Origin of the sequence: Antribacter gilvus (genome assembly GCF_003946865.1) — a bacterium.
GTDB classification, from domain to species: domain Bacteria; phylum Actinomycetota; class Actinomycetes; order Actinomycetales; family Cellulomonadaceae; genus Antribacter; species Antribacter gilvus.
Genome location: NZ_QXTH01000002.1, coordinates 277,301 through 301,592, shown reverse-complemented (window position 1 = coordinate 301,592; position 24,292 = coordinate 277,301). Strand labels below are relative to the sequence as shown.

Sequence of the window (24,292 nt, the reverse complement as noted above, 5' to 3'; positions counted from 1 at the left end):
CTCGGGGACCGCCGGAGAGGCGTCTCACGGGCGTCCGAGGTTCGGGCACACGGCGCACGCACCGCACTCCTCTGCGCATACTGTGGCCACCATGCCCTCCCCGGACAGCTCTCCCGTCGCCTCCGGCGCGCCCCTTGCGGCCCCCGAGCGGCCTGGCCGCGCGCTCGACGACGCGGCGCTCGCCGTCGCGCTCGCGCACGGCGCGGGCGAGGTGCTGCTCGGGCTCCGCCAGGAGGTGGACGCGGCCGGTGTGGCGTTCGAGGCGCGGGCGCTGAAGGACGCGGGAGACGCGGCAGCCCAGGCGTGGCTGGCCGCTGCCCTCGCGGCGACGCGGCCCGGCGACGCGATCCTGTCCGAGGAGGCTGAGGACGGCCGGGCGCGGCTGTCGGCGGACCGCGTGTGGATCATCGACCCGCTGGACGGCACGCGGGAGTTTGCCGAGCGCACCGACGACGGCGGGTGGCGCGACGACTTCGCGGTCCACGTGGCCCTGTGGGAGCGCGGCGCGGGGCTCACGGCGGGCGCGGTCGCGCTGCCGGGCCGCGGGCTCGTGCGCTCGACGGCGGAGCCCGGACGCTCGACGGCGGAGCCCGGACGGGACACGACGGCCGAGCCCGCCGGTCCTGTCGCCGGGCGGCCCCTGCGCGTCGCGGCCAGCCGGACCCGGCCCCCCGCGTTCGTCGCCGCCCTGGCGGCACGTGGCGACGTGGAGCTGGTGCCGATGGGCTCGGCGGGCGTCAAGGTGATGGCCGTCGTGTCGGGCGAGGCCGACGCGTACGTGCACAGCGGCGGGCAGTTCGAGTGGGACTCGGCCGCCCCGGTCGCGGTGGCCGAGGCCGCCGGGCTGGTGTGCACGCGCCTGGACGGGTCGGCGCTGGAGTACAACAGGCCGGACCCCTGGCTGCCCGACCTGGTGGTGTGTCCGTCCCCGGTCGAGGCCCGGCTGCGAGAGCTGCTGGCGTCGGTCGGGGTGCAGGGAGTGTCCGAGAACATCAGGTCCGAGAACAAGGAGGGGGCCCGGTCGTGAACCACGTGCTGAGCCAGCTGCGCAGCCTGGAGGCGGAGAGCATCCACATCCTTCGGGAGGTGGTTGCCGAGATGCGGCGCCCGTGTCTGCTGTTCTCCGGCGGCAAGGACTCGATCGTGATGCTCCACCTCGCCACGAAGGCGTTCGCGCCGGCGCGGGTGCCGTTCCCGATCATGCACGTCGACACCGGCCTGAACTTCGCCGAGGTGCTGGCGTGCCGGGACCGCTGGGTGGACCGCGTGGGCGTGCAGATGGTCGTCGCGTCCGTGCAGGAGGCGATCGACCGCGGCCTCGTCCAGGAGGAGCCCAACGGCTCCCGGAACCGGATCCAGACCCCGGTGCTCCTGGAGGCGGCCGAGAAGCACGGCTTCGACGCGCTGTTCGGCGGCGGGCGCCGCGACGAGGAGAAGGCACGCGCCAAGGAGCGCGTCTTCTCGTTCCGCGACGACTTCGGGCAGTGGGACCCCAAGAACCAGCGCCCCGAGATCTGGAACCTGTACAACGGGCGGGTGCACCAGGGCGAGTCGATCCGGGTCTTCCCGCTGTCGAACTGGACCGAGCTGGACATCTGGTCGTACATCGAGGCGGAGGGCATCGACCTCCCGGAGCTGTACTTCGCCGCGGAGCGCGAGGTCGTGGACCGGGGCGGGATGCTGTTCGCCGTCAACGAGTTCACGCCGCTGCGCGACGGCGAGACGGCGGAGGTGCGGAGCGTGCGCTACCGCACGGTGGGCGACGCGAACCTGACGGCCGCGGTGGAGTCCACCGCCGGCACGCTGCGCGAGATCGTCGAGGAGGTGGCGGCGGTCCGGCTGACGGAGCGCGGCGCCACGCGGGGCGACGACAAGGTCAGCGAGGCCGCCATGGAGGACCGCAAGAAGGAGGGGTACTTCTGATGGGGACCCGGACGATGGAGGAGGCGGCCCCGGCCGCCGAGCAGACCACCGACCTGCTGCGGTTCGCCACGGCGGGCTCGGTGGACGACGGCAAGTCCACGCTGATCGGCCGCCTGCTCTACGACAGCAAGTCGATCTTCGCCGACCAGCTCGAGTCCGTGGAGCAGGTGAGCCGGGACAGGGGCAACGACTACACCGACCTGGCGCTGCTCACCGACGGCCTGCGCGCCGAGCGGGAGCAGGGCATCACGATCGACGTGGCGTACCGCTACTTCGCGACGCCGCGGCGCAAGTTCATCATCGCGGACACCCCGGGCCACATCCAGTACACCCGGAACATGGTCACGGGCGCCTCGACGGCGGACGTGGCGCTGATCCTCGTGGACGCCCGCAAGGGCGTGCTGGAGCAGTCCCGCCGGCACACGTTCCTGGCCACCCTCCTGGGCGTGCCGCACGTGGTGGTCTGCATCAACAAGATGGACCTCGTCGACTGGTCGGAGGACGTCTACGAGTCGATCCGCGCGGAGTTCACGCAGTTCGCCGCCCGGCTCCGCGTCGCCGACCTCACGTTCATCCCGATGAGCGCCCTCGCGGGCGACAACGTGGTGAACCGGTCGCAGAACATGCCCTGGTTCGACGGAGCGCCGCTCCTGTCGCACCTCGAGCGCCTGCACGTCGCGTCCGACCGCAACCTCGTCGACGTGCGGTTCCCGGTCCAGTACGTGATCCGTCCGCAGCAGAACGACGCGCGCGACTACCGCGGCTACGCGGGCACCGTCGCGTCGGGCGTGATGAAGCCGGGGGACCGGGTCCTCGCGCTGCCGTCCGGCCTGGAGACCACCATCGAGGCGATCGAGACCGCCGACGGGCCGGTCGACCTGGCCTACCCGCCCATGTCGGTGACCGTCCGCCTGGCCGACGAGATCGACATCTCGCGCGGCGACATGATCTGCCGGCCCCACAACACGCCCACGGTGACGCAGGACCTCGACGCGCAGATCTGCTGGATGGACGAGTCGGCTCCGCTGGTCCAGGGCCGGAAGTACGCGATCAAGCACACGACCCGGTGGGCGCGCGCGATGGTCAAGGGGATCAGCTACCGGATCGACGTCAACTCGCTGCACCGCGACGAGGAGGCCACGGAGATCCGGCTCAACGAGATCGCCCGGATCCAGCTCCGCGTCACGCAGCCGTTGTTCGTGGACCCGTACCAGACCAACCGTCAGACGGGGGCCTTCATCCTCGTGGACGAGGCCACCAACAAGACGGTCGCGGCGGGCATGATCGGCGGCCTGCCGCACAGCTTCTAGGCCGCTTCTCGGCCCTGGCGGGTTCAGTGGCCGTCGGGGTCCGCCCGCACCTCGGGCTGCGGCACCTCGGGCTGCGGCTCGTCGGGGTGCACGCGCTCCACGTGGACCTGCGTGCGCGGGTCCTCCTTCTTGCCGAAGGGCAGCAGGTGCATCACGGCGACCACGACGGCGCCCACCACGAGGCCCACGACCGCCGAGCACAGCGTGTTGAAGCACCAGGCGAGGAAGCCGCCGGCCGCACCGGCGCCGTGCAGGATCTCCTCCTCGAGGTGGTGCACCCACTCGTACGGGGCGGGGATCCAGCCGGTGCCGTCGGCGCCGAGGTTGACGAGCAGGATGTGCCCGCCGACCCACAGCATGGCCACCGTGCCGACCACCGAGATGACGGCCAGCACCTTCGGCATCGCCGAGACGAGGCCCCGGCCGACGGTCTGCGAGGTCTTCGACTCGCGCTGGGCCAGCCGCAGCCCGACGTCGTCCATCTTCACGATCGCCGCCACGACGCCGTACACGATGATGGTGATGACGAGCGCGACGACCACGAGGATGGCGAGGCGGCTCCAGAAGCTCTCGTCGGCCACCTCCGCCAGGGCGATCACCATGATCTCGGCCGACAGGATGAGGTCGGTGCGGATCGCGCCGGCGATCAGCACCTTCTCCGCCTCGGGGCTCACCTCGGTGGCGGGGACCTCCGCGTCGTGGTGGCCGGAGACCTTGTGCCAGATCTTCTCGGTGCCCTCGAACGCCAGGTAGGTGCCGCCGATCATGAGGATGATCGGGAGCGCGCCCGGCAGCCACTGGCTCAGGATCAGGGCCGCGGGCAGGATGAAGAGGAGCTTGTTGCGGATCGAGCCGATCGCGATCTTCTTGACGATGGGCAGCTCGCGCTTGGCTGCGACGCTCGCCAGGTACTGCGGCGTCACCGCCGTGTCGTCCACGACCACACCGGCGGCCTTCATCGTCGCCTTCCCGGCGGCGGCCCCGACGTCGTCGATCGACGCGGCGGCGAGCCTCGCCAGCGCCGCGATGTCGTCCAGCAGACCCATCAGGCCGCCCATGAGGTCACCTCTTCCCACCCATGTGTGTCCATGGTCCGTACCCTATGGCCCGCACCTTGCCGGGTGCGACGCGGCCCGTCATCCGGCCGGGAACAGCCACGGCGCCCGGTCGCGCAGTGCCGCGCCGAGCGCCGGCGCGAGCGTCTCGGTGAAGGTTCCCGTGAGGTGGTCGTCGTCCCGGTAGGCCAGGACGTTGCCGACGACCGGCTCGCACACGACCGGCCCGCAGAGGTGGTCCGTGAGGTCCACCTCGACGGTCGACGAGGGGACGCCCGGCGTGGACAGCAGCGGCGAGACGTCCGCGAGCTGCCCGGCGCGCTGACGGGAGCACGCCACGACCGCGTCGGCCGTGCGCTCCGGCTCGTCGGCGCCGTGGCGGTCGAGGCAGTCGGGCACGCGCCAGGCGAAGCGCGGGTTGTCGCGCAGCGCCACCACGGGCACGCCCGCCGCGTCGAGCTCGCGCCAGGCCGCCGTCTGGCCGGGCAGGACCGTCTCGGCACGCCCGTCCTCGAAGGTCCGCGTGCCCACGACGACCACGGCGTCGGGCCGCTCGGCCACCACCCGGTCGACCACCTGACGGTTCCACGAGGCGCACGCCGGCGGATAGTTCATGCCCGCCTCGCCGGACAGCGACAGCCGGCAGCCGTGCTTGATCATCACCGTCACCTCCCAGCCCGCGCCGTCGGCCACGCGGACGAGGGGGCCGAGCCACTGCTGCTCGTGCGACGCCCCCACCACGAGGACCCGGGCGGTGGGCGTGGTGTGCGGTGTGGCGACCACGCACGAGACCACGCTGTCGTCCTGGATCCCACCCTGCGCGCAGTCGTCGAGGTGCGGGCGGTCCTTGGCTGCCAGGTAGGTGGCAGGACGGATCGCCACGCCCGCCGCCGGTACGGGCCCGCCCGGGGCGAGCACCGCCGCGCCCGGATGGTCCGCGGACGGCGCCAGGAGCGCGTGCCGCTCGCGCTCGAGGCGCTCGTCGTGGGCCGACGCCGCCCCGGTCGCCCCCGCGCTGACCAGCAGGCTCGCGGTGGCCAGGACGGCGAGGGTGCGTACGCCGCGGGCGGGGCGCCGGGGGCGCGTCCCGGCGGGTACCGGGCCGTCGCCCCGGATCCGGCGCAGCACGGGGTCCGCGACGAACCGCGTCGTGACCCAGGCGAGCACCACGGAGACGGCCAGGACGAGGGCGCCGCCCGCCGGGCCGACCGTGGTCTCCCCGCTCGCGGCCAGCCAGAGCACGAGCACCGGCCAGTGCCACAGGTAGAGCGCGTACGACACGTCGGCCACCCAGCGCAGCGCCCGTCCCTCCAGGGCCCGTGCGGGGGACCAGCGTGACCCGGCGCCGGCGCCGGTGCCGGACCCGTCGCCGGAGCCGAGCACCACCAGCAGCGCGCCGCCCACCGGCAGGAGCGTCCATGGGCCGGGGAACGCGCGGGCGCCGTCCACGGCGAACCCGCAGCCCACGATCAGTGCGAGCCCGGTCCAGCCGAGCACCGCACGTACCCGGCCGTCCACCAGGGCCGGGGCCATCTGCAGGCGGCCGAGGGCCAGCGCCAGGAGCACGCCGGCGCCCAGCTCCCAGAAGCGGGACCAGGTGCTGAAGTAGGCGATGGGCTGGTCCACGGTGACGAGCCACTGCGCGTACGCGAAGGACGCGACGGTGGCTGCGCCGGCCACGAGCCCGAGCGCGCGGGCGGGCGTCAGCCGGGTGCGCGACCGCCGGGCCCGGCGCTCCGCCACGACGACGCAGAGCAGGACCACGGGCGGCCAGACCGCGAAGAACTGGCCCTGCACGGAAAGGGACCAGAAGTGCTGCAGCGGGCTCGCGTCAGGCCCGGCCGCCCCGTACGCGAGCTGGCCCCCGATGAGCTGCCAGTTCTCCCGGAAGGTCGCCGAGGCGCCCACCTCGCGCAGCACCTCGGGCCAGCGGGCCGGCGAGAGCAGCAGCACCGTGCCCGCCGTGACGGCGAGCAGGACCACGAGGGCGGGCGGCGCCAGACGGGCCAGCGTGCGTCCGTAGTGGGCGGCCAGCTGCAGGCGTCCCGACCCGGCGCGGGACAGCAGGGCCCGGGTGGCGAGGAAGCCGGACAGCGTGAGGAAGACGTCGACCCCGCCGGAGACGCGGCCGGCGCCGAACAGGTGGAACAGCACGACGAGGGTCAGGGCGAGGCCGCGCAGCCCGTCGATCTCGCCGATCCGTCCGCCGGCCCGCCTCGTAGGACCGTCGCCCCGGAGCCCCTCGGCTGGGGGCACGACGGAGGCAGGTGCGGGGGACGTCACGGTCGTCCAGGGTAAGCGGTCGCTGCCGGGGCGGGGCCCCCGGGGGAGCCCGGTGTGGCGAGGTAGTCACTTCGTCGGACGAGGTGACTACCTCGGCACGGTTCGTTGGCCGAGGTAGTGCCTTCGTCGGACGGAGGCACTACCTCGCCGTGGCTCGGGGGAGGCGGCGGCGGGGTCAGCGGCCCGTCGCGTAGCCCTGCGCCCCGCGCGGGTTGGCCGCGGCGCCGAGCAGGCCTGTCGCCGGGTCGCGCGTCACCGCGCACAGTCGCCCGAGCGACCAGTCGCCCGCCCGCGTCACCACGTGGCCGCGCCGCTCGAGCCCGGCGACGACGTCCGCGCCGAGGCGGTCCTCCACTGCGGCCCCGCCCGGCGTCCAGGTACGCGGCCAGAACGACCCCGGCGACGACGTGGTGTGCAGCGACGGGGCGTCGATCGCCTGCTGGGGCGTGTACCCGCCCACGATCACGCGGAGCAGGAAGGTCAGCTGCCACTGGTCCTGCTGGTCCCCGCCCGGGGAGCCGCAGGCCAGGACCGGCTGCCCGTCCCGCAGCACGAGCGTCGGGGTGAGCGTGGTCCGGGGGCGCCTCCCCGGCTCCAGGCGCGACGGCGACCTCGGGTCCAGCCACGTCATCTGGAGGCGGGTGCCCAGGCAGAAGCCGAGGCCCGGCACCGTGGGCGACGACTGCAGCCACCCGCCCGACGGCGTCGCCGAGATCATGTTTCCCCAGCGGTCGACCACGTCGAGGTGGCACGTGTCACCGCGCGTGGTGCCGGTCGCCTCCACGACGGGCTCGCCCACGACGACGGTCGGCTCGCCCAGGCCCGCCCCGACCCCGGAGGTCGGCCCGCCGGCGGGGGTGCCGGGGAGCGACCCCAGGGGCGCGTCGGTCCCGTACTCGGTGCGGAGCGGCGGGACCGGCGGCGTGGCCCGGCCCGGGACCGTGCCCGGCCGCAGCTCGTGCGACGCCGAGTCGCCGATCAGGGTGCGGCGCTCGGCCGCGTACTCCTCCGACAAGAGGTACGTCAGCGGCACGTCGGAGTCGCCGTACCAGACGTCCCGGTCGGCCAGCGCGAGCTTCTGCGCCTCCAGGACCGTGTGGGCGCCCAGCTCGGTGGACGGGTCGAGCCGCTCGTCGTCGAGCCCGTCGAGGATCCGGAGCGTCTGCAGCAGGGCGGGGCCCTGGCCCCACGCACCCGTCTTGGCGACGGTGCACCCGCGGAACCGGACCGTCGTCGGCTCCTCGTAGGAAGCGCTGAAGCCCGCGAGGTCCGCTGCGGTGAGGACGCCCGCGTGGTCCGCGCCGTCCGAGTGGCGGTGCGGCGTGCGGACGAACTCCTCGACCACCGTGCCGACGCGCTCCCGCCACGTGGCACGGGCGGCGTCGACCCCGGCCTCGCGGCCACCGGCCGCGTCCGCGGCGGCGACCAGCTCGTCGAGGAGGGCCGCGTACTCGGGGTTGGTGACGACCTCGCCCGCACGCGGCGGCCGCCCGCCCGGCATCCAGAGCGCCGCCGAGGTGGGCCAGTGCTCCGTGAAGAGCGCGGCCACGGTGCCGATCGTGCGCGCCACGGCCGGGAGCACGGGGTGCCCGTCGCGCGCGTAGCCGACGGCGAAGGCGAGCACGTCGCGCAGCTCCCACGTGCCGTGGTCGCGGAGGAGGAGGAGCCAGGCGTCCACCGCTGCCGGGACGGCGGCGGCGAGCGCCCCCGAGCCGGGCACCAGGTCGAGCCCTTCGCCCACGTAGTGCTCGATCGTCGCGCCCGCGGGTGCCGGTCCCTGCCCCACCAGCACCCGAGGGCTGCCCGGTTCCTCCGCCGTGGCGAAGATGCCCACCATGTCGCCGCCCGGGCCGTTGAGGTGCGGCTCGACCACGTGCAGCACGAACGCACCCGCGACAGCGGCGTCGAACGCGTTGCCGCCGCGCTCCAGCACCGCCTGGGCGGAGGCGCTCGCGGCCCAGTGCGTGGACGACACCATGCCGAAGGTGCCGGCGAGGTCGGGCCGGGTCCGGAACGGTGCGGGCGGGGTGAACGTGCTCATGGTTCTCCTGACGGGACGGGTTCTTGCCAGCACGGTACCTGCCGGGAACAGCCGTGCCGGACCCCGTCGGGGCCCGGCACGGCCGGCGGTCGCCGCCTGGCGCGGCGACCGTTCATCCGGTCACGGTCACTCTGCTGCGGCGGCCTTGAGGTCGTCGACGAACGTCGGGTTCGCCTCGAGCCACGCGTCCACGGCGTCCGCCTCGGAGGCGTGCTCGTCCGAGTTGAACATCATGTTCTCGAGCGAGAACAGCTGCTCGTCGTCGAGGCGGAAGGCCCCGATGAGCGGTGCGAGGTCGGGGTAGCGCTCCGCGAAGTCGGCGGTGCCGTAGGTGTGGATCTCCTCGGCCTCGCCCAGCGCGCCCGCCGGGTCCTCCAGGTCGCGGATCCCGAACTCGTCGTAGGCCCAGTGCGGGCGCCACAGCGTCACGGCGATGTTCTCGCCGGCGTCGGTCGCGCCCTTGAGCTCGGCCAGCATGGCCGGGGTGGACGAGATGACGTAGTCCATGTCCTCCAGGCCGTACTGCGGTACGACGGCGTCCTCGGTCACCCGGGTCAGGCCGGCGCCGGCCTCGATGCCCACCAGGCGGTTGTCGTACTCGTCCGCCATGGCGGCGAGGTCCTCGAGGGACTGCGCGGGGGAGTCCTCGTTCACGGCGATGGTGAGCTTGGCGTTGTCGTACCAGGCGCCGAGGTCCGAGATGTCGTTGCCGAACTCCTCGAGGTAGTCGGCGTGGGTCAGGGGGAGCCAGGTGTCGAAGGTGACGTCGAAGTCGCCGCCTGCGAGGCCGGTGAAGATGACGCCGATGTCGGCGGACTCGGTCTCCACCTCGTAGCCCTCGTCCTCCAGGATCGAGGCCCACAGGTGGGAGACGGCGATGCCCTCGTCCCAGCCGGACGGGACGCCGATCGAGATCGAGGTCTCCTGGGTCTCGGTCCCGGCGTCGCCGGTGCCTCCGGCGGACTCTTCCGAGGCGCAGGCCGTGAGGCTCAGGCCGAGCGCGACGGCGGCCGCGGAGGCGCCGGTGCGGCGCAGGACGGTACGTGCGGGAATCATGTTTTCCTTCCGTGGACGGGCACGGTCGTGCCCGACCGGGTTGGTGCCCGGGGCGTGCTGCCACCGGGCGTTACCCCGTTCTGGGGAGGGTTCTGGGTCAGGCGGAGGTGCGCGCCAGGGCGCGGGCGACCGGCGAGCGGCTCGCCAGCGCGGAGGTCACGCGGTCCAGGAAGACGGCGAGGACCACGACCGACAGGCCGGCCTCGGCGCCGAGGGAGACGTTCACGCGCTGCAGGGCGGCGACCACGTCGCTGCCGAGGCCGTCCGCGCCGACCATGCCGGCGATGACGACCATCGAGAGCGCGAGCATGATCACCTGGTTGATGCCCGCCATGATCGTGGGGGCGGCCAGGGGCAGCTGGATCTGGCGCAGGATGCGTCCGGGCGTCGCGCCGAACGCGCGGCCGGCCTCGACCACCTCGTGGTCGACCTGGCGGATGCCGAGCTCGGTGAACCGGACGCAGGGCGCGAGCGCGAAGATGACGGTCGCCACGATCCCGGGCACGGCGCCGGTCAGGAAGATGACCACCGTGGGGATCAGGTAGACGAAGACCGGGAGGGTCTGCATCAGGTCGAGGACCGGCCGGACCACCGCGGAGACCCGGTCGGACCGGGCTGCCCAGATACCCAGCGGGATGCCGAGCGCGAGGGCGAGCACGGCGGACAGGAGGACGAGCGCGAGGGTGTCCATCGCGTTCTCCCACTGGTCCATGCCGAGGATCAGGGCGAAGCCGAGCAGGGAGCCGACGGCGAGCCGCCAGCCCTTCGCCGCGTAGGCCAGGGCCGCGAGCAGCAGCGCCATGACCCACACGGGCGGCGACGTGAGGACCCAGTCCAGCCCGTCGTAGGCGCCGAGCAGCACGTCCTTGATGAGCTGGAAGAACGGGCGCAGGTTGGCCGTCAGCCAGTCGACGACCGTCTCGACCCAGTCGCCGAGCGGGATGCGGGGGAACATGTCGGCGGCGTTCACGCGGCGTCCCCTTCCTGGAGGTTCTCGGAGAGCAGCCGGCGCTCGGCGTCCGGCTCGTGCGGGGACGCCGGCGTGACGAGTGCCGCGACGACGTCCTCGGCCCGGAGCATCCCGACGGTCGCGCCGTCGTCGTCGGTCACGCGGACGGTGCCCTCGGAGCCGGCGAGCGGCGCGAAGACGTCGGCGAGCGACGTGTCCTGCGGCACCGAGACGGTGCAGACCGGTGACTTCTCCGGGGGAGTCATGGCGCTCGAGGCGGTGAGCACGCGGGACCGGTCGACGTCGGCGACGAAGCGGGCGACGTAGTCGCTCGCGGGCGCGTCGAGGATCTCCTCGGCGGTGCCGATCTGCTCGATGGCGCCGTCCCGCATGACGGCGATCCGGTCGCCCAGGAGCATGGCCTCGTTGAGGTCGTGGGTGATGAAGACGATGGTCTTGCCCAGCGTGCGCTGGAGCTCGAGCAGCTGCTCCTGCATCTCGCTGCGGATGAGCGGGTCGAGGGCGCTGAACGCCTCGTCCATCAGGAGCACGTCGGTGCCGGCTGCGAGCGCCCGGGCCAGGCCGACGCGCTGGCGCATGCCGCCCGAGAGCTCGGAGGGCAGGGAGTCGGCCCACTCGCCGAGGCCGACGAGGTCGAGGGTGCGGCGCGCGGAGGCGCGGCGCTCCTCCTTGCCGATGCCCTGGATCTCCAGGGGGTAGGCCGCGTTGTCGAGGACGGTGCGGTGGGGGAGGAGGGCGAAGTGCTGGAAGACCATGCTGACGCCGGTCCGGCGCAGCTCGCGCAGGCGGCGGTCCGAGGCGGTCGCGATGTCGACGTCGCCGAGGAGGACCTGGCCGGAGGTGGGCTTCCAGAGCCCGTTGAGCATGCGGATCAGCGTGGACTTGCCGGAGCCGGACAGTCCCATGACGACGAAGATCTCGCCGCGTCGCACGTCGAAGGTCGCGTCGATCACGGCGGCGGTGCCCAGGTTGCGGACGTCGTCGCGGGTGGCGCCGGCGCGCAGCCGGCGGACGACCTCCTGGGGTCGTCGGCCGAAGGCCTTGAAGACGTTGCGCACGCTCAGGGCGTGCTGGGGCGGACTGTTGGAATCACTCATGGGGGCGGGGCTCGCCACCTTCCGTGTGGACGGCGGTACCGCACCACCCTGCCCCATCTGCTTGCCCGGGCAACGATTCGGAGCCGCTCCCGAGGGGGTCCAGCGGCTCGGTGAGCACCACGGGATCGGTGCTGTGGTGCCGATAGGTCCGGTTGCCGCGATCGTTACCCTGTTGTGATGTTGAAACGGTCAAGAAATGGTGCTATCCCGCGCGGGAGTGCGAGGCCCCGGGCCAGGTGGGAAATCACCGCCCGGGGTTCCGGGTGAAGTATCTGCCCGCTATCGTCATGGGATGGAAAAGGACAATGACGTCAAGGTGCAGGAAAGGGTCAGGTGGCGTGTCATCGGGCCGGGGCTGGTCGTCGCGGCCACCGGTATCGGTGCCGGCGACCTCGTGGCGACGATGGTGGCCGGCAGCCGGTACGGGTACGCGCTCTTGTGGGCCGCCGTGGCGGGCGTGATCATCAAGGTCGCGCTCGTCGAGGGCGCGGGCCGGTGGTCCCTCGCGACCGGCCGCACGATCATCGACGGCTGGCGCCAGCTCGGCGCCTGGGCCATGACCTACTTCGGGATCTACATCGTGGTGTGGGGCCTGAGCTACGGCGCCGCGGCGATGTCCAGCTCGGCGCTGCCGCTCAACGCCCTGTTCCCCCAGGTCGACGTGATCTGGTTCGCCATGGGCTCGGGCGTGCTCGGCCTCGTCCTCGTCTGGGCGGGCCGGTACCGGGCGCTCGAGAAGATCATCGCCGTGCTCGTCGGCCTCATGTTCCTCACGGTCGTCGGGTCGGCGGTGCTCACCCTCCCCCACCTGGGGGACGTCGTCAGCGGCCTGGTGCCACGCATCCCGGACGGCTCTGTCATCTACACGCTGGGTCTCGCGGGAGGCGTGGGCGGCACCATCACGCTCGCCGCCTACGGCTACTGGCTGCGCGAGAAGGGCTGGCACGCGCCGGGCTGGATGCGCGTCATGCGGATCGACAACGCGGCCGCGTACGTGATGTCGGGCATCTTCGTGATCTCGATGCTGATCGTCGGCGCGGAGCTCCTGTACTCCAGCGGCGTCACCATCGCCGACGGCGAGGGCGGCCTCCTCGACCTGTCCGAGGTGCTGGCGCAGCGCTACGGCGCGTTCATGGCGCCGCTGTTCCTGGTCGGCTTCTGGGCGTCGTCGTTCTCGTCGGTGCTCGGGGTGTGGCACGGGGTGTCGCTGATGTTCGCCGACTTCGTGGGCACCGTCCGGAAGATCCCGGAGGACGACGTGCGCCGCCACGCGGGCGGCGCCTACTACCGGGCGTACATCCTGTGGCTCACGTTCCCGCCCATGCTCCTGCTCCTGCTCGACCGGCCGATCGCGCTCGTGGTGGCGTACGGCGCGCTGGGCGCGCTGTTCATGCCGTTCATGGCGGTCACCCTGCTGTTCCTGCTCAACTCGTCGGCGGTGCCCGCCGGGTGGCGCAACACGTGGTGGCTCAACGTGGTGCTGGCCGCGGTGGCGACGCTGTTCCTGGTCCTGGGTGTCAACGAGCTGGTGAAGGTGGTCCAGCCGCTGCTGGCGTGAGGTCGGCCGCGGGTCGTGCCGCTGCTGGTGCCGCCGACCGAGCGTCCGAGCCCAGGACGAGCCGCCGCAGGCGCGGGCTCCCCGGCCGCTCCACGGCGTAGTGGATGACGGCGGCGAGGGCCACGCTCAGCGCGCACGCCAGGGCGAGAGCGCCCCACGGGCCGACGGCGCCGTCGGCCCCGTCGAGCGCGTCCACCGCCGCGTACCCGAACTGCATGTGCACGAGGTAGAGCGGGTAGGTCAGCGCACCGCCGACGGCGAGGGCCGCGCCCAGCCGCGGCGCCCCGGGCAGCGGCAGGCGGGCGGCGGCCCACAGGGCGCCGACGCCCGCGAGCAGCCCGACGGTGCCCACCACGGGGCTGACGGGCACACCCTGGAGCTCGGTGGCCGACGCCGCCGTGCCCACCACCCGCACGACGCCGGCGGCGAGTGCGCCGGCGAGCGCGAGGCCGGTCGGCCACCGGAGCCCGTCGCGGTGGACCAGGTAGAGGAGGATCCCGATGGAGAAGTACGGCGCGTAGTGCGGGACGAGCAGGAAGACCAGGAAGCCGGACCCCGGGAACGTGAACGCGTCGGCGAGCCCGCCGACCACCGGCCACAGCACGGCGAGGGCGAGCGCGCGCCGCGAGGTCAGGGGTCCGGCCGCGAGCAGCAGGCCCACGAGCAGGTAGAACTTCAGCTCCACGAGGAGCGTCCAGAACACGACCTGGACGCTCTGCGCGTCGAGCAGGTCCTGGACCATCGTCAGGTTGAGGAGCGTGTCGAGCAGCCCGGGCCGGAGGCCGTCGTGCCACAGCGACTGCAGCAGGGCGGTGAGCGCCACGCACGCCCAGTAGGCGGGGAACAGCCGGCCCGCGCGGGACGCGACGAAGGAACGGAGACCGCGCCCCTCCGCCGTCAGGAGGATGACGAACCCGGAGATCATGAACAGCACCTCGACCGCGAGCCAGCCGTAGCGGGACACCTCGTTGAGCGGCCCGAAGACCTCGTCCGGACTCGCTCCCCAGTACCTCGACGCCGTCGAGGTGGCGGTCAGGTGGTAGAGCAGCACGGCGGCCGCGGCGCCGAAGCGGAGGGCGTCGATCAGCGGGAGTCGGGTCTGCGCGGAGAACTTCACCCGATTCAGTTTAGGTCACAAAACGATAACGACGCCAGGCGGCTGACGTCTCGGTAGGCTGGGGGTGCGCACCACCCGTGCGCATCGAGCGCGAACGGGAGCCCCCAGCGCCGCACGACATGACACCCACGATCTCTGAGGAGAAACATGTCCACGACGTCGACGGCCCCCGCACCGAACGCGGCGGGCACGCCCGGTTTCGACGAGGCTCCGGGCCGCTACAAGGTGCGCTCGCTGGCCCTCGCCGAGGCCGGCCGCCACCAGATCCGCCTCGCCGAGCACGAGATGCCCGGCCTCATGGCGCTGCGTGCCGAGTTCGGCCCCTCGCAGCCCCTCGCCGGAGCCCGCGTCGCCGGCTCCCTGCACATGACGGTGCAGACGGCCGTGCTCATCGAGACGCTGACGGCCCTCGGTGCCGACGTGCGCTGGGCGAGCTGCAACATCTTCTCCACCCAGGACGAGGCCGCCGCCGCGATCGTGGTGGGCCCGGGCGGCACGCCCGAGGACCCGCAGGGCATCCCGGTCTTCGCCTGGAAGGGTGAGAGCCTGGAGGAGTACTGGGACTGCACCGAGCAGATCCTCGTCTGGCCGAACGAGGACGAGGGCGCTGCAGTCGACCGGCTGGGCCCCAACATGATCCTCGACGACGGCGGCGACGCCACGATGCTGGTCCACCTGGGGCTCCAGTACGAGCGCGCCGGCGTGGTGCCCCCGGACACCCTGCCGGGCGAGCCCGACCACACGCACGAGATGAACGTGGTGCGTGAGCTGCTGCGCCGCGCGCTCGCGGCCGACCCGCTGCGCTGGACCGGCATCGCCCAGGCGATCCAGGGCGTCACCGAGGAGACCACCACGGGCGTGCACCGCCTGTACCAGCTCGCCGAGACGGGCGAGCTCCTGTTCCCGGCGATCAACGTCAACGACTCGGTCACCAAGTCGAAGTTCGACAACAAGTACGGCATCCGCCACTCCCTGCCCGACGGCATCAACCGCGCCACCGACATCCTCATCGGCGGCAAGGTGGCGTTCGTCGCCGGGTACGGCGACGTGGGCAAGGGCGCCGCGGAGGCGTTCCGCGGCCAGGGCGCTCGCGTCATCGTGTCCGAGGTGGACCCGATCTGCGCGCTCCAGGCGGCGATGGACGGCTTCCAGGTCGCCCGCATCGAGGACGTCGTGGGCCAGGCGGACTTCTTCATCACCACCACCGGCAACAAGGACGTCATCACCGCCGCGCACATGGCGGCCATGAAGGACAAGGCCGTCGTGGGCAACATCGGCCACTTCGACAACGAGATCGACATGGCCGGCCTCGCCGACCTGCCGGGCGTGACCTGCACCGAGATCAAGCCGCAGGTGCACGAGTGGATCTTCCCGGCCGACGGCGCGCGCGCCGAGCGGTCCATCATCGTGCTGTCCGAGGGCCGCCTCCTGAACCTCGGCAACGCGACGGGTCACCCCTCGTTCGTCATGAGCAACTCGTTCTCGAACCAGGTCATCGCGCAGATCGAGCTCTGGCTCGACGCGGCGAAGCCCGAGGCTGAGCGGGAGTACGAGCGCCAGGTGTACCGCCTGCCCAAGGTCCTCGACGAGAAGGTGGCACGCCTGCACCTCGACGCCCTCGGGGTCCGGCTCACCGAGCTCTCGAAGAGCCAGGCCGACTACATCGGCGTCCCGGTCGAGGGCCCGTACAAGCCGGAGCACTACCGGTACTGAGGTTCCCGGCGAGGTCCGCTTCGAGAACGCCATCAGGTATCGCTCCCGCACCGGGGGCGGTACCCGATGGCGTTCTCGAAGCGGACCCGTCGGCCGCCCCGACAGGACAGGCCACGGGGGACATCCCCCCTGCAAGGCGGCGGACCCCACCCTGGGCGGCGACCGGCCCAGCGGGAAGACTGGCGGCATGACCTCGACCTCCGCGTCCGCGCCGCCCGCAGGCGCCGTCCCACCCGCCTCTGCCTCGCCCGCCGTCCCACCCGCCGCCACCGCACCGCCCGTCACCGGACGGCAGACCGTAGCCCCCGAGCCCGTCGGCTTCCTGCGGGCCCCCCTCGCGCGCCGCACGTGGTCGGAGTACGGCTACCTGTGGCTCGTGCTGCTGCTGGCGCCGTTCGCCCTGACGTACACGCTGTTCACGGTGTCGTTCTCCGCGGGGGTCGCCGTCACCGTCGTGGGCCTGTTCGTGGGCGGGGCGCTCGTCGTCGGCGCCCGGGGCTGGGGGGCGGTGTACCGCGGCCTTGCCCGCAGCCTGCTCGCCACCGACGTGCCGGACCCCGTCCCGTTCCGCCGGGGCCGCGGCTTCTGGCGGGCGATCGGCTCGATGGTCGGCGACGCGGCCGGCTGGCGCGCCCTCCTCTTCGGGTTCGTGACCTTCCCCGTCACCCTCGCGGGGTTCGTCCTCAGCACCACCTTCCTCGCCGTGTCGCTGGGCGCGATGACGCACTGGTTCTGGTCGCGCTGGCTCCCGCTGCAGGAGGCGACGGACGGCACCCTGCACCGTGGCGCGCAGTTCGGCACCGACTGGTTCGTGGACACCCCCGAGCGCCAGGCGGCCCTCGCCGGCGCCGGCCTGGTGCTGCTCTTCGTGTGGCCGTGGGTCCAGAGGGTCTTCGTCGAGCTGCTGCGTCTCCTGACGACGGCGCTCCTGGCCCCCACCGCAGCGAGCCTGCGGGTCGCAGACCTGGAGCGCTCGCGCGCCGGCGCCGTCGAGAACGCCGACTCCCGCCTGCGCCGCATCGAGCGCGACCTGCACGACGGCACGCAGGCCCGCCTGGTCGCCGTCGCCATGCAGCTGGGCGAGGCCAAGGAGCACCTGCGCGACGGCGGCGACCCCCGCCAGGCGGCCGAGCTCGTGGACGTGGCCCACGCGTCGGCCAAGGACGCGCTGACCGAGCTCCGGGAGCTGGCGCGCGGCATCCACCCGCCGGCCCTCGACAGCGGCCTGGGCGTGGCCCTCGAGACGCTCGCCGCCCGGGCGCCCCTCCCCGTCGCGGTGCAGGTGGACCTCGGCCCCGGCGCGCGGCTCGCGCCGGCGCTCGAGTCGATCGCCTACTACTGCGTGGCCGAGCTCGTCACGAACGCCGCGAAGCACGCCCGCGCCTCGGTGGTGGACGTCGTCGTGGAGTGCCTCGACGGGAGCCTGCAGGTCCGCGTGACCGACGACGGCGAGGGCGGCGCCGCCGTGACCACCCCCGACGCCGACGGCCGCCGCTCGGGCCTGGCCGGCCTGCGGGAACGCGTGGGCACCGTGGACGGCACGCTGGACGTCTCCAGCCCGGCCGGAGGCCCTACGGTGGTCACCGTGACCCTGCCGACCACGACCCGCCCCGGCCGCCCGTGACGGGAGCCCTGCGCGTCGTCGTCGCCGAGGACTCCGCGGTCCTGCGCGACGGGCTCGTCGCCCTCCTGGGCCGCCGCGGCCACGAGGTGGTCGCGGCGGTGGCCGACGGCGACGCGCTGGTCGCCGAGATCACGCGGCTCGCCGCGTCGGACGCGCTGCCCGACGTCGTCGTGGCCGACATCCGGATGCCGCCCGGCTTCTCCGACGAGGGCCTGCGCGCCGCCCTGGAGCTGCGGACCCGGCACCCCGGGCTGGGCGTGCTGCTCTTCTCCCAGTACGTCGAGACGCGCTACGCGTCGCGGCTGCTGGCCGGGGGAGCGGCCGGCGTCGGCTACCTGCTCAAGGACCGGGTCGCCGAGGTCTCCGACTTCATGGACGCCCTGGCCCGCGTCGCCGCGGGGGAGACGGTCCTCGACCCGGAGGTGGTGTCCCAGCTCCTGGGGGCCTCCCGGTCCGACGACGGCCTCCTCCGCCTCACCCCGCGGGAGCGCGAGGTGCTGGGACTGATGGCCGAGGGCCGGTCCAACGGGGCGATCGCGGAGCTGGTGCACCTGTCGTACGGCGCGGTGGAGAAGAACGTCGCGTCGATCTTCACCAAGCTGGAGCTCGCGCCCGACGCCGCCGACCACCGCCGCGTGCTGGCGGTGCTGCGCTACCTCGGGGCCTGACCCCAGGTCTCACGATGCGAGCGGAAAACATCCGGACCGGCCGCGATGCCATCCTCGGAGCACCATGAGGAACCACAACGAGCACGTCACCGTCTCGGCGATGAGCGACCCGGCCGACGGGTCGGTCCGCGTGCCCGGGAGCAAGAGCTTCACCAACCGGGCGATCATCCTCGCGATGGCCGCCGACGGCGTGAGCACCCTCACCGGACCCCTCGAGAGCGACGACACCCGCTACGGGCTGGCGGCCGCACGCGACCTCGGCTGCGAGGTCGACGTCGGCGCCGGGTCTGTGCGGATCCACGGCGTGGGCGCCCGGCGCCCCGTTCCCGAGGCCACGCTCTACGTCGGCTCGGCGGGGACGGTCGCCCGCTTCCTGCCCTGCCTGCTCGCCTTCGGGGACCCCGGTACGTGGCGGCTCGAGGCGAGCCCGCAGATGACGGCACGGCCCATGAGCGGGCTGCTCGACGCCCTCGCTCACCTCGGCGGACCGGTCGTCCCCGTGGGCGAGCCGGGTCGTTACCCGCTCGAGGTGCGCGGCGGGAAGACCGTGGGGCGGGAGCTCCGTGTGGACGGCAGCATCTCGAGCCAGTACCTGAGCGGCCTGCTCCTCAGCGCGCCGCTGCTCCCCGAGGGACTGCGGGTCACGACGGAGGGCAGCGTCGTCCAGTCCGCCTACGTGGACATGACGATCGACTGCATGCGGCACTTCGGCGCCGAGGTCTCGGGCACCGGCGACCTGGCCGTGATCGACGTGGCGCCCACCGGCTACCGCCCCGCGGACCTCGACGTCGAGGCGGACGCGTCGACCGCCTCCTACTTCGCCGCGCTCCCCGCCGTGGTGGGCGGGCAGGTCACGCTCGAGAACCTGGTCCGCGGGAGCCGGCAGCCGGACACCCGGTTCGTCGAGATCGTCGAGCAGTTCGGGTGCGACGTCGAGTGGCTCGGCGACCGCGGCGTGCGCGTGACCCGGCCCCGGGGGCTCGACCTCCTGCGCGGCGGCGGCGACCTGGACCTGCGCGACTGCTCGGACGTCGCCCTCACGGTGGCGGCGATGGCAGTGTTCGCCGACGCGCCGGTCACCGTCCGCGGCGTCGAGCACATCCGCAGCCACGAGAGCGACCGGATCGCCGCCATGGCCACGGCGCTCCGGGCGATGGGGATCACCGTCGACGAACGACCCGACGGGTGGCGCATCCATCCCGGCTCCCCGCGCTTCGCCGAGGTCACGACCCACGACGACCACCGGGTGGCGATGTCGCTCGCCCTCGTCGGGCTGGGCGGCGACGGCGTCGGGCTGGACGAGCCCCGGTGCGTCGACAAGACCTGCCCGCAGTTCTACGACCTGATCGCCGGGCTCGGCGCCGAGGTCCGCTGGGACGAGGCGTAGCGGCGGGGGGCGCGGGGACGCGCGCCCACCTCGGTCAGCACCTCCGCGAGCACCCGCGCCGACGTCGCCCAGTCGAACAGGGCGGCGCGCTCCCGCGCGACGGCGGAACGGCGGTGCCACTCCGCGTCGTGGTCCAGGGCGCGGACCGCGCTCGCGAAACCCTCGGCGTCGTCCGGGCCGACGTACGCGCCCGCGTCACCACCCACCTCCCGGAACACCGGGATGTCGCTCACCACCACCGGCGTGCCGAGCGCCATGGCCTCCACCAGGGGGATGCCGAAGCCCTCGTCGCGCGACGCCGAGACCAGCGCCGTCGCACCCCGCAGGACCTGCCGGTACTCCTCGTCCGTGGCGCCGTCGTGGAACACGAGGCGCCCTGGCCCCGCGAGCGCCGTGAGGCGCTCGCGGTCGGCCGGCGCGACGCGGCTCATGAGGTGGAGCTCGTGGCCGGGCAGCAGCGCCGCCGCCCGGGCGAGGGTCTCCACGTTCTTGTACGGCATGAACGAGCCCATGTAGACGAGCGCGCCCGTGCGCGGCGCCCGGGGGAGCGAGGCCTCCGCCGCGGGCACGGGGTCGGCGGCGTTCGTCACGACCGTGACCGGGCGCCGGGTGAGGCGGTGGCGGGCGATGAGGTCCTGCGTGGTCCGCGAGACGGTGACGACGTGGTCGGCGCGGTCCAGGAGGAGGCGCTGCGGCCACCACGCGAGGTGGAACAGGCGCCACAGGACCCGGACCGGCGCCGGGAGGTCCCGGGGCGGCGTCGGGTTCCGGTAGTAGATGAGGTCGTGGAGCGTGAGCACCAGGCCGTAGTCGCGGCCCCAGGAGCCCATGGTCTGCATGGGGCTGAACACCACGTCGGGACCGAGTCGCCGCACCTGCCGTGCGACGAGTGGCTCCCGCCAGCTGGTCGGGGCACTGACCAGGTGCCAGGGGAGGTCAGGGAGGTGCGCGAGCTGGCGCTCGTCGCTGACGAGCAGCTCGACGGGCGTCAGCCGGGCGAGCTCGGTGACGAGCCCAGCGGTGTAGCGGCTGATGCCGTCGTGCCGGCCCACCCGGACGTAGCGGCAGTCGACGAGGACCTTCATTGCGGGAGCCCTTCGACACGCCGAAGACCCTCGACGAAGCGGGTGAATTCTCGGGCCACCTGGTCGGGCGTCTCGTAGTGGGTCAGGTGCCCCACACCGGGCAGCATCACGAGGCGCGCGTCGGGGAAGAGGCCGAGCAGCGCCTGCTGCCCCTCGGGCGGCGCCAGGTCGTCGCGGTCGCCGGCGACGAGCAGCGTCGGCACGGCGACGTGCGGCGCGGCCGAGGCGACGTCGCCCGACATCGACGCGTCGAAGGCCTCCAGCAGCGCGTCCCGGTCGGCGAAGCCGGAGAAGTACCTGTCGTGCTCCTCGTGGATCCAGCGACGGAGGCTGCTGTCCGGGGTGGTGGCCATGAGGATGCTCGCCACCCGGGTCAGTACCGGGTGCCGCAGCATCCAGCTGCCCGCCCGCTCGGGCAGCCGGCCCGCCAGGTGGTGCAGCAGCACGGTGCCGCGTGTCGCGATCCTCCGCCGGCCGGCGAGCGCCGACGTGGCGATCGGGTTCACCAGCACGAGCGCCCTCACCGGCGGTGCCGTGGGGGCGGCGAGCGTGGCGGCCGCCACGATCGACCCGAAGGAGTGCCCGGCCAGCACCGCGTCGCCGTCGGGCGCCACCGCGGCCAGCAGCGCGCGCGCCCAGGCGGCGTACCCCGCGACGTCGTGCGCGCCCTCGGGCAGGCACGGCGAGGCGCCGAAGCCCGGCAGGTCGGGGACGACCACCTGGAGGCCCGAGAGGTGGGCGACGATCGGCTCCAGGCCGTGGTGGTCACCGCGGTAGCCGTGCAGGAACACGACCCGCGGCGCGTCGTCGGGGCCGTAGACCCAGAGCTGCGTCGGCACGCCGTGGAGCACGACCTCGTCGCGCCGGACGGGAGTGCCGGCGACGAGCGACGCGTACGGGGAGGGAAGGGCTGGCTGGCGTGGCATCGCCGCCGAGCCTAGCCACCGCGTCGACCTCCTGGGGTCATCCGGAGGGCTGAGACGTCCCCCGAACGAGAGTCGGGGGTTGACCCCGAGGAGTTCGGGGGGACAACCCGATGTACGTGGACGGCCGGGACCTGCCACGGTTGGTCCATGACCACACGCAGCGCCATCGAGCGCCCACCCGAGGACGTCACCTCCGGTTCACCGGACGGTCACTCGCTGGTCTGCTACGGGCGTGTAATGTCCGCCGACATGAGGCCCCACGCCGACCTCCTGCCGGACAGCTGAGTGGGCGACGCGACCTGGGGCCACAGCGCCGCCATCCTGCTCGCCCTGCTGGGCGCCGCGTGCTTCGCGGTGTCCTCGGCGTTGCAGCACCACGCGGTGCGGGCCGGGCACCCGGACGGGCCGGACCATCCCGGTGCGTCCGCCGACGCCGGCCGTTCCGGCCGGGCCCTGACGATGCGCCACCTGATCCGGATCATGCGGCGGCCACGATGGCTCGCCGGGCTGGGGCTCGCGGGCGCCGGCACCGTGGTCCACGCAGTGGCGCTCCTCCTCGCCCCCCTGCGGGTGGTGCAGCCGGTCGGGGTCCTCGCCGTCCCGCTGGCGGTGCTGATCTCCGCGGCACGCTCCGGCCGCCGGCCTGCCGTCGGCGTGGTGGTCGGCGCCGTGGTCAGCATCATCGGGGTCGTCGTCTTCGTGGTGGCGTCGGCCGGCTCCGCGGCCAGCCACTCGCCCACCGGTGGGGCCACGCTCGTGGCGGGCCTGTGCGTCGCCGCAGTCGTGGCGCTCCTGACCGTGGTGGGCCTCGCCCGCTCCGGGACGGTGCGGTGCGTCGCGCTCGCCATGGCGGGCGCCTCCGCCTTCGGCCTCGTGTCGGCCCTCGTCCGCGCGGTGTCGCAGTCGGTGGCCGCGGGCGACGTGGGGATCTTCGACCTGCCGGTGCTGGGCGCCGCCGCGGGCCTCGTCGCCTCGCTCGCGGTGGGGGGCTGGCTCGTCCAGCACGCCTACCACGCGGGCTCGCCCGAGGTCGTGATCGCCTGCCTCACCGTCGTCGACCCCATCGTGGCGGTCGTCCTCGGCGCCGTCCTCCTCGGCGAGGGCACCGCCACCCCTCTGGCGACCTGGGCCCTCCTCGGCGGGGCGGCCGTCGCCGCCACCGCCGGTGTGCTCACCCTTGCCCATCACCACCCCGACGCCGTCGCCGCCCGCGCGGAAGCCGCCGTCGCCGTCTGACCCGTCCGTCCCTCCAGAACCCAACCTCGGGAGTACCCCCGTGAACATGCTCCGGATCCTCGTCGGCGCAGAGACCTATCCGCCCGACGTGAACGGTGCCGCACGCTTCGCCGGCCGCCTCGCCACCGGGCTCGCCGCCCGCGGGCACGACGTCCACGTCGTCGCACCGTCGCCCACCGGACGTCCCGGCGTCGAGATCCTGGACGGCGTCACCGTCCACCGCGTGACCTCGAAGCGGTACCAGCCCCTCGAGGCCCTCCGGCTCTGCATGCCGTGGGACGCCGCGCGCGAGACGGCCGAGATCATGGAGCGCGTCGACCCCGACGTGGTGCACACCAACGGGCACCTCTCCGTCGGGCGCGGCGTCGTGAACGCCGCCCGCCGCACCGGCCGGCCGGTCGTGGCGACGAACCACCTGATGCCCGAGAACATCGTTGGCTACCTACCGTTCCCGGACTTCGTGCGCGACGCCCTCGGCCGGTGGATGTGGCGTGACCTCGGCCGGATCTACTCCCGCGCCCAGGTCATCACCGCCCCCACCCCGCGGGCCGTCGACCTCCTCGTCGAGCGTGCCGGGCTCACCCAGGCCTTCGCCGTCTCCAACGGCATCGACACCGAGCGGTACCGGCCGCGGCCGCACGCCCCCGCGGCCGAGCCCACCGTCCTGTTCGTGGGTCGCCTCGACCCCGAGAAGCGCGTCGACGAGCTCCTCCGCGCCGTCGCGATGCTGCCCGACGGCGTCCGTGCTCGCCTCGAGGTCGTCGGTGACGGGGTGAAGAGGGCCGAGTGGACGGCGCTCGCGGCGAGCCTCGGCATCGCCGACCGGGTGATCTTCCGGGGCCACGTCACGGACGACGAGCTGCTCGAGGCCTACGCCCGCGCCGACCTGTTCTGCATGCCGGGCGTCGCCGAGCTGCAGAGCCTGGTGACGCTCGAGGCCATGGCGGCCGGGCTGCCGGTGGTGGCGGCCGACGCGATGGCGCTGCCCCACCTGGTCCGCCCGGGCGCCAACGGGCAGCTGTACCAGCCGGGCGACGTCGCGGAGCTGTCCGGCCACCTGACCGAGCTGCTCACGGACGTGGCCCTGCGTGAGCGGTACGGCGCCGCGAGCCGCGAGATCGTCGCGGTGCACGCCATCGACGCCACGCTCGGCACGTTCGAGGCGATGTACGAGAAGGTGCTGGACCGGGAGCCGGTCGCGCACTGACCTTCCGCCGAGGTAGTGCCTTCGTCCGACGAAGGC

General features: G+C 73.5%; 20 protein-coding genes. 11 read left to right on the top strand and 9 right to left on the bottom strand.

What is annotated here, in order from left to right; translation table 11 throughout:
• Window positions 1–91 precede the first annotated feature (91 nt).
• Genes D1350_RS04915 through cysN form a run of 3 tightly spaced genes read left to right on the top strand, consistent with a single transcriptional unit; the run spans window position 92 to window position 3,233 of the window.
• Complete coding sequence (locus tag D1350_RS04915) at window positions 92–1,027, top strand: 3'(2'),5'-bisphosphate nucleotidase CysQ (protein ID WP_125774440.1); 936 nt, start codon at window positions 92–94, stop codon at window positions 1,025–1,027.
• Window positions 1,024–1,923, top strand: a complete 900-nt coding sequence (gene cysD, locus D1350_RS04910; protein WP_125774438.1) for a sulfate adenylyltransferase subunit CysD — start codon at window positions 1,024–1,026, stop codon at window positions 1,921–1,923. Before D1350_RS04915 ends, cysD begins: the two co-directional genes overlap by 4 nt.
• The gene (gene cysN, locus D1350_RS04905; protein WP_125774436.1) at window positions 1,923–3,233 is read left to right on the top strand and encodes a sulfate adenylyltransferase subunit CysN; all 1,311 of its coding nucleotides are present in this window, start codon (window positions 1,923–1,925) and stop codon (window positions 3,231–3,233) included. Before cysD ends, cysN begins: the two co-directional genes overlap by 1 nt.
• A 23-nt stretch (window positions 3,234–3,256) precedes the next feature.
• Here cysN and D1350_RS04900 read toward each other — a convergent pair whose 3' ends face one another.
• From D1350_RS04900 to D1350_RS04875, 6 genes are all read right to left on the bottom strand, one after another.
• Window positions 3,257–4,291, bottom strand: coding sequence for a DUF808 domain-containing protein (locus D1350_RS04900; RefSeq protein ID WP_206074422.1), 1,035 nt, complete (start codon window positions 4,289–4,291; stop codon window positions 3,257–3,259).
• A 78-nt stretch (window positions 4,292–4,369) separates the two neighbouring features.
• Entirely contained in the window at window positions 4,370–6,571 is a 2,202-nt protein-coding gene (locus D1350_RS04895; RefSeq protein WP_125774434.1) for an acyltransferase family protein, read from the bottom strand.
• A 175-nt stretch (window positions 6,572–6,746) separates the two neighbouring features.
• Complete coding sequence (locus D1350_RS04890) at window positions 6,747–8,612, bottom strand: gamma-glutamyltransferase family protein (protein WP_125774432.1); 1,866 nt, start codon at window positions 8,610–8,612, stop codon at window positions 6,747–6,749.
• A gap of 126 nt (window positions 8,613–8,738) precedes the next feature.
• Complete coding sequence (locus tag D1350_RS04885; RefSeq protein ID WP_125774430.1) at window positions 8,739–9,668, bottom strand: glycine betaine ABC transporter substrate-binding protein; 930 nt, start codon at window positions 9,666–9,668, stop codon at window positions 8,739–8,741.
• Between the two features lie 97 nt (window positions 9,669–9,765).
• Window positions 9,766–10,623, bottom strand: a complete 858-nt coding sequence (locus D1350_RS04880) for an ABC transporter permease (RefSeq protein ID WP_125774824.1) — start codon at window positions 10,621–10,623, stop codon at window positions 9,766–9,768.
• Window positions 10,624–10,634: 11 nt separating this feature from the next.
• Window positions 10,635–11,735, bottom strand: a complete 1,101-nt coding sequence (locus tag D1350_RS04875; protein WP_125774428.1) for a quaternary amine ABC transporter ATP-binding protein — start codon at window positions 11,733–11,735, stop codon at window positions 10,635–10,637.
• Window positions 11,736–12,027: 292 nt separating this feature from the next.
• Here D1350_RS04875 and D1350_RS04870 point away from each other — a divergent pair, with 292 nt between their 5' ends.
• Window positions 12,028–13,293, top strand: coding sequence for an Nramp family divalent metal transporter (locus D1350_RS04870; protein WP_125774426.1), 1,266 nt, complete (start codon window positions 12,028–12,030; stop codon window positions 13,291–13,293).
• Here the strand turns inward: D1350_RS04870 and D1350_RS04865 are convergent.
• On the bottom strand, window positions 13,253–14,410 hold the full coding sequence (locus D1350_RS04865) for an acyltransferase family protein (RefSeq protein WP_164545030.1): 1,158 nt from the start codon (window positions 14,408–14,410) through the stop codon (window positions 13,253–13,255). The two genes, D1350_RS04870 and D1350_RS04865, sit on opposite strands and share 41 nt — an antisense overlap.
• A gap of 147 nt (window positions 14,411–14,557) precedes the next feature.
• Between D1350_RS04865 and ahcY the strand changes: the two genes are divergently transcribed.
• The 4 genes from ahcY to aroA all read left to right on the top strand — a co-directional run bounded on the left by ahcY (window position 14,558) and on the right by aroA (window position 19,802).
• Complete coding sequence (gene ahcY, locus D1350_RS04860) at window positions 14,558–16,123, top strand: adenosylhomocysteinase (RefSeq protein WP_125774423.1); 1,566 nt, start codon at window positions 14,558–14,560, stop codon at window positions 16,121–16,123.
• A 187-nt stretch (window positions 16,124–16,310) separates the two neighbouring features.
• Window positions 16,311–17,747, top strand: coding sequence for a sensor histidine kinase (locus tag D1350_RS04855; protein WP_125774422.1), 1,437 nt, complete (start codon window positions 16,311–16,313; stop codon window positions 17,745–17,747).
• An 8-nt stretch (window positions 17,748–17,755) separates the two neighbouring features.
• Entirely contained in the window at window positions 17,756–18,415 is a 660-nt protein-coding gene (locus tag D1350_RS04850) for a response regulator (protein WP_125774822.1), read from the top strand.
• 64 nt (window positions 18,416–18,479) lie between these two features.
• On the top strand, window positions 18,480–19,802 hold the full coding sequence (gene aroA, locus D1350_RS04845) for a 3-phosphoshikimate 1-carboxyvinyltransferase (protein ID WP_125774421.1): 1,323 nt from the start codon (window positions 18,480–18,482) through the stop codon (window positions 19,800–19,802).
• Here the strand turns inward: aroA and D1350_RS04840 are convergent.
• Together D1350_RS04840 and D1350_RS04835 are read right to left on the bottom strand one after the other, a co-directional pair.
• A complete protein-coding gene (locus D1350_RS04840) occupies window positions 19,751–20,887 on the bottom strand; it encodes a glycosyltransferase family 4 protein (RefSeq protein ID WP_125774420.1) in 1,137 nt (378 codons plus the stop codon). The two genes, aroA and D1350_RS04840, sit on opposite strands and share 52 nt — an antisense overlap.
• On the bottom strand, window positions 20,884–21,813 hold the full coding sequence (locus D1350_RS04835; protein ID WP_125774419.1) for an alpha/beta fold hydrolase: 930 nt from the start codon (window positions 21,811–21,813) through the stop codon (window positions 20,884–20,886). Before D1350_RS04835 ends, D1350_RS04840 begins: the two co-directional genes overlap by 4 nt.
• Window positions 21,814–21,960: 147 nt before the next feature.
• Between D1350_RS04835 and D1350_RS23575 the strand changes: the two genes are divergently transcribed.
• Genes D1350_RS23575 through D1350_RS04825 form a run of 3 tightly spaced genes read left to right on the top strand, consistent with a single transcriptional unit; the run spans window position 21,961 to window position 24,256 of the window.
• Entirely contained in the window at window positions 21,961–22,098 is a 138-nt protein-coding gene (locus tag D1350_RS23575; protein WP_164545028.1) for a hypothetical protein, read from the top strand.
• Window positions 22,099–23,049 (top strand): DMT family protein, encoded by a 951-nt coding sequence (locus D1350_RS04830; RefSeq protein ID WP_125774418.1) that lies wholly within the window; start codon window positions 22,099–22,101, stop codon window positions 23,047–23,049.
• 46 nt (window positions 23,050–23,095) lie between these two features.
• Window positions 23,096–24,256: a glycosyltransferase gene (locus D1350_RS04825; protein WP_125774820.1), complete on the top strand. Its 1,161-nt coding sequence runs from the start codon at window positions 23,096–23,098 to the stop codon at window positions 24,254–24,256.
• Window positions 24,257–24,292: the final 36 nt, after the last annotated feature.

What these genes read in the sequence shown, in the direction of transcription:
- D1350_RS04915 (WP_125774440.1), top strand. Translation starts at nt 92, where the DNA reads ATGCCCTCCCCGGACAGCTCTCCCGTCGCCTCCGGCGCGCCCCTTGCG.
- cysN (WP_125774436.1), top strand. Translation starts at nt 1,923, where the DNA reads ATGGGGACCCGGACGATGGAGGAGGCGGCCCCGGCCGCCGAGCAGACC.
- D1350_RS04900 (WP_206074422.1), bottom strand. Translation starts at nt 4,291, where the DNA reads ATGGGCGGCCTGATGGGTCTGCTGGACGACATCGCGGCGCTGGCGAGG.
- D1350_RS04890 (WP_125774432.1), bottom strand. Translation starts at nt 8,612, where the DNA reads ATGAGCACGTTCACCCCGCCCGCACCGTTCCGGACCCGGCCCGACCTC.
- D1350_RS04885 (WP_125774430.1), bottom strand. Translation starts at nt 9,668, where the DNA reads ATGATTCCCGCACGTACCGTCCTGCGCCGCACCGGCGCCTCCGCGGCC.
- D1350_RS04880 (WP_125774824.1), bottom strand. Translation starts at nt 10,623, where the DNA reads ATGTTCCCCCGCATCCCGCTCGGCGACTGGGTCGAGACGGTCGTCGAC.
- D1350_RS04875 (WP_125774428.1), bottom strand. Translation starts at nt 11,735, where the DNA reads ATGAGTGATTCCAACAGTCCGCCCCAGCACGCCCTGAGCGTGCGCAAC.
- D1350_RS04870 (WP_125774426.1), top strand. Translation starts at nt 12,028, where the DNA reads ATGGAAAAGGACAATGACGTCAAGGTGCAGGAAAGGGTCAGGTGGCGT.
- ahcY (WP_125774423.1), top strand. Translation starts at nt 14,558, where the DNA reads ATGTCCACGACGTCGACGGCCCCCGCACCGAACGCGGCGGGCACGCCC.
- D1350_RS04855 (WP_125774422.1), top strand. Translation starts at nt 16,311, where the DNA reads ATGACCTCGACCTCCGCGTCCGCGCCGCCCGCAGGCGCCGTCCCACCC.
- aroA (WP_125774421.1), top strand. Translation starts at nt 18,480, where the DNA reads ATGAGGAACCACAACGAGCACGTCACCGTCTCGGCGATGAGCGACCCG.
- D1350_RS04840 (WP_125774420.1), bottom strand. Translation starts at nt 20,887, where the DNA reads ATGAAGGTCCTCGTCGACTGCCGCTACGTCCGGGTGGGCCGGCACGAC.
- D1350_RS04835 (WP_125774419.1), bottom strand. Translation starts at nt 21,813, where the DNA reads ATGCCACGCCAGCCAGCCCTTCCCTCCCCGTACGCGTCGCTCGTCGCC.
- D1350_RS23575 (WP_164545028.1), top strand. Translation starts at nt 21,961, where the DNA reads ATGACCACACGCAGCGCCATCGAGCGCCCACCCGAGGACGTCACCTCC.
- D1350_RS04825 (WP_125774820.1), top strand. Translation starts at nt 23,096, where the DNA reads ATGCTCCGGATCCTCGTCGGCGCAGAGACCTATCCGCCCGACGTGAAC.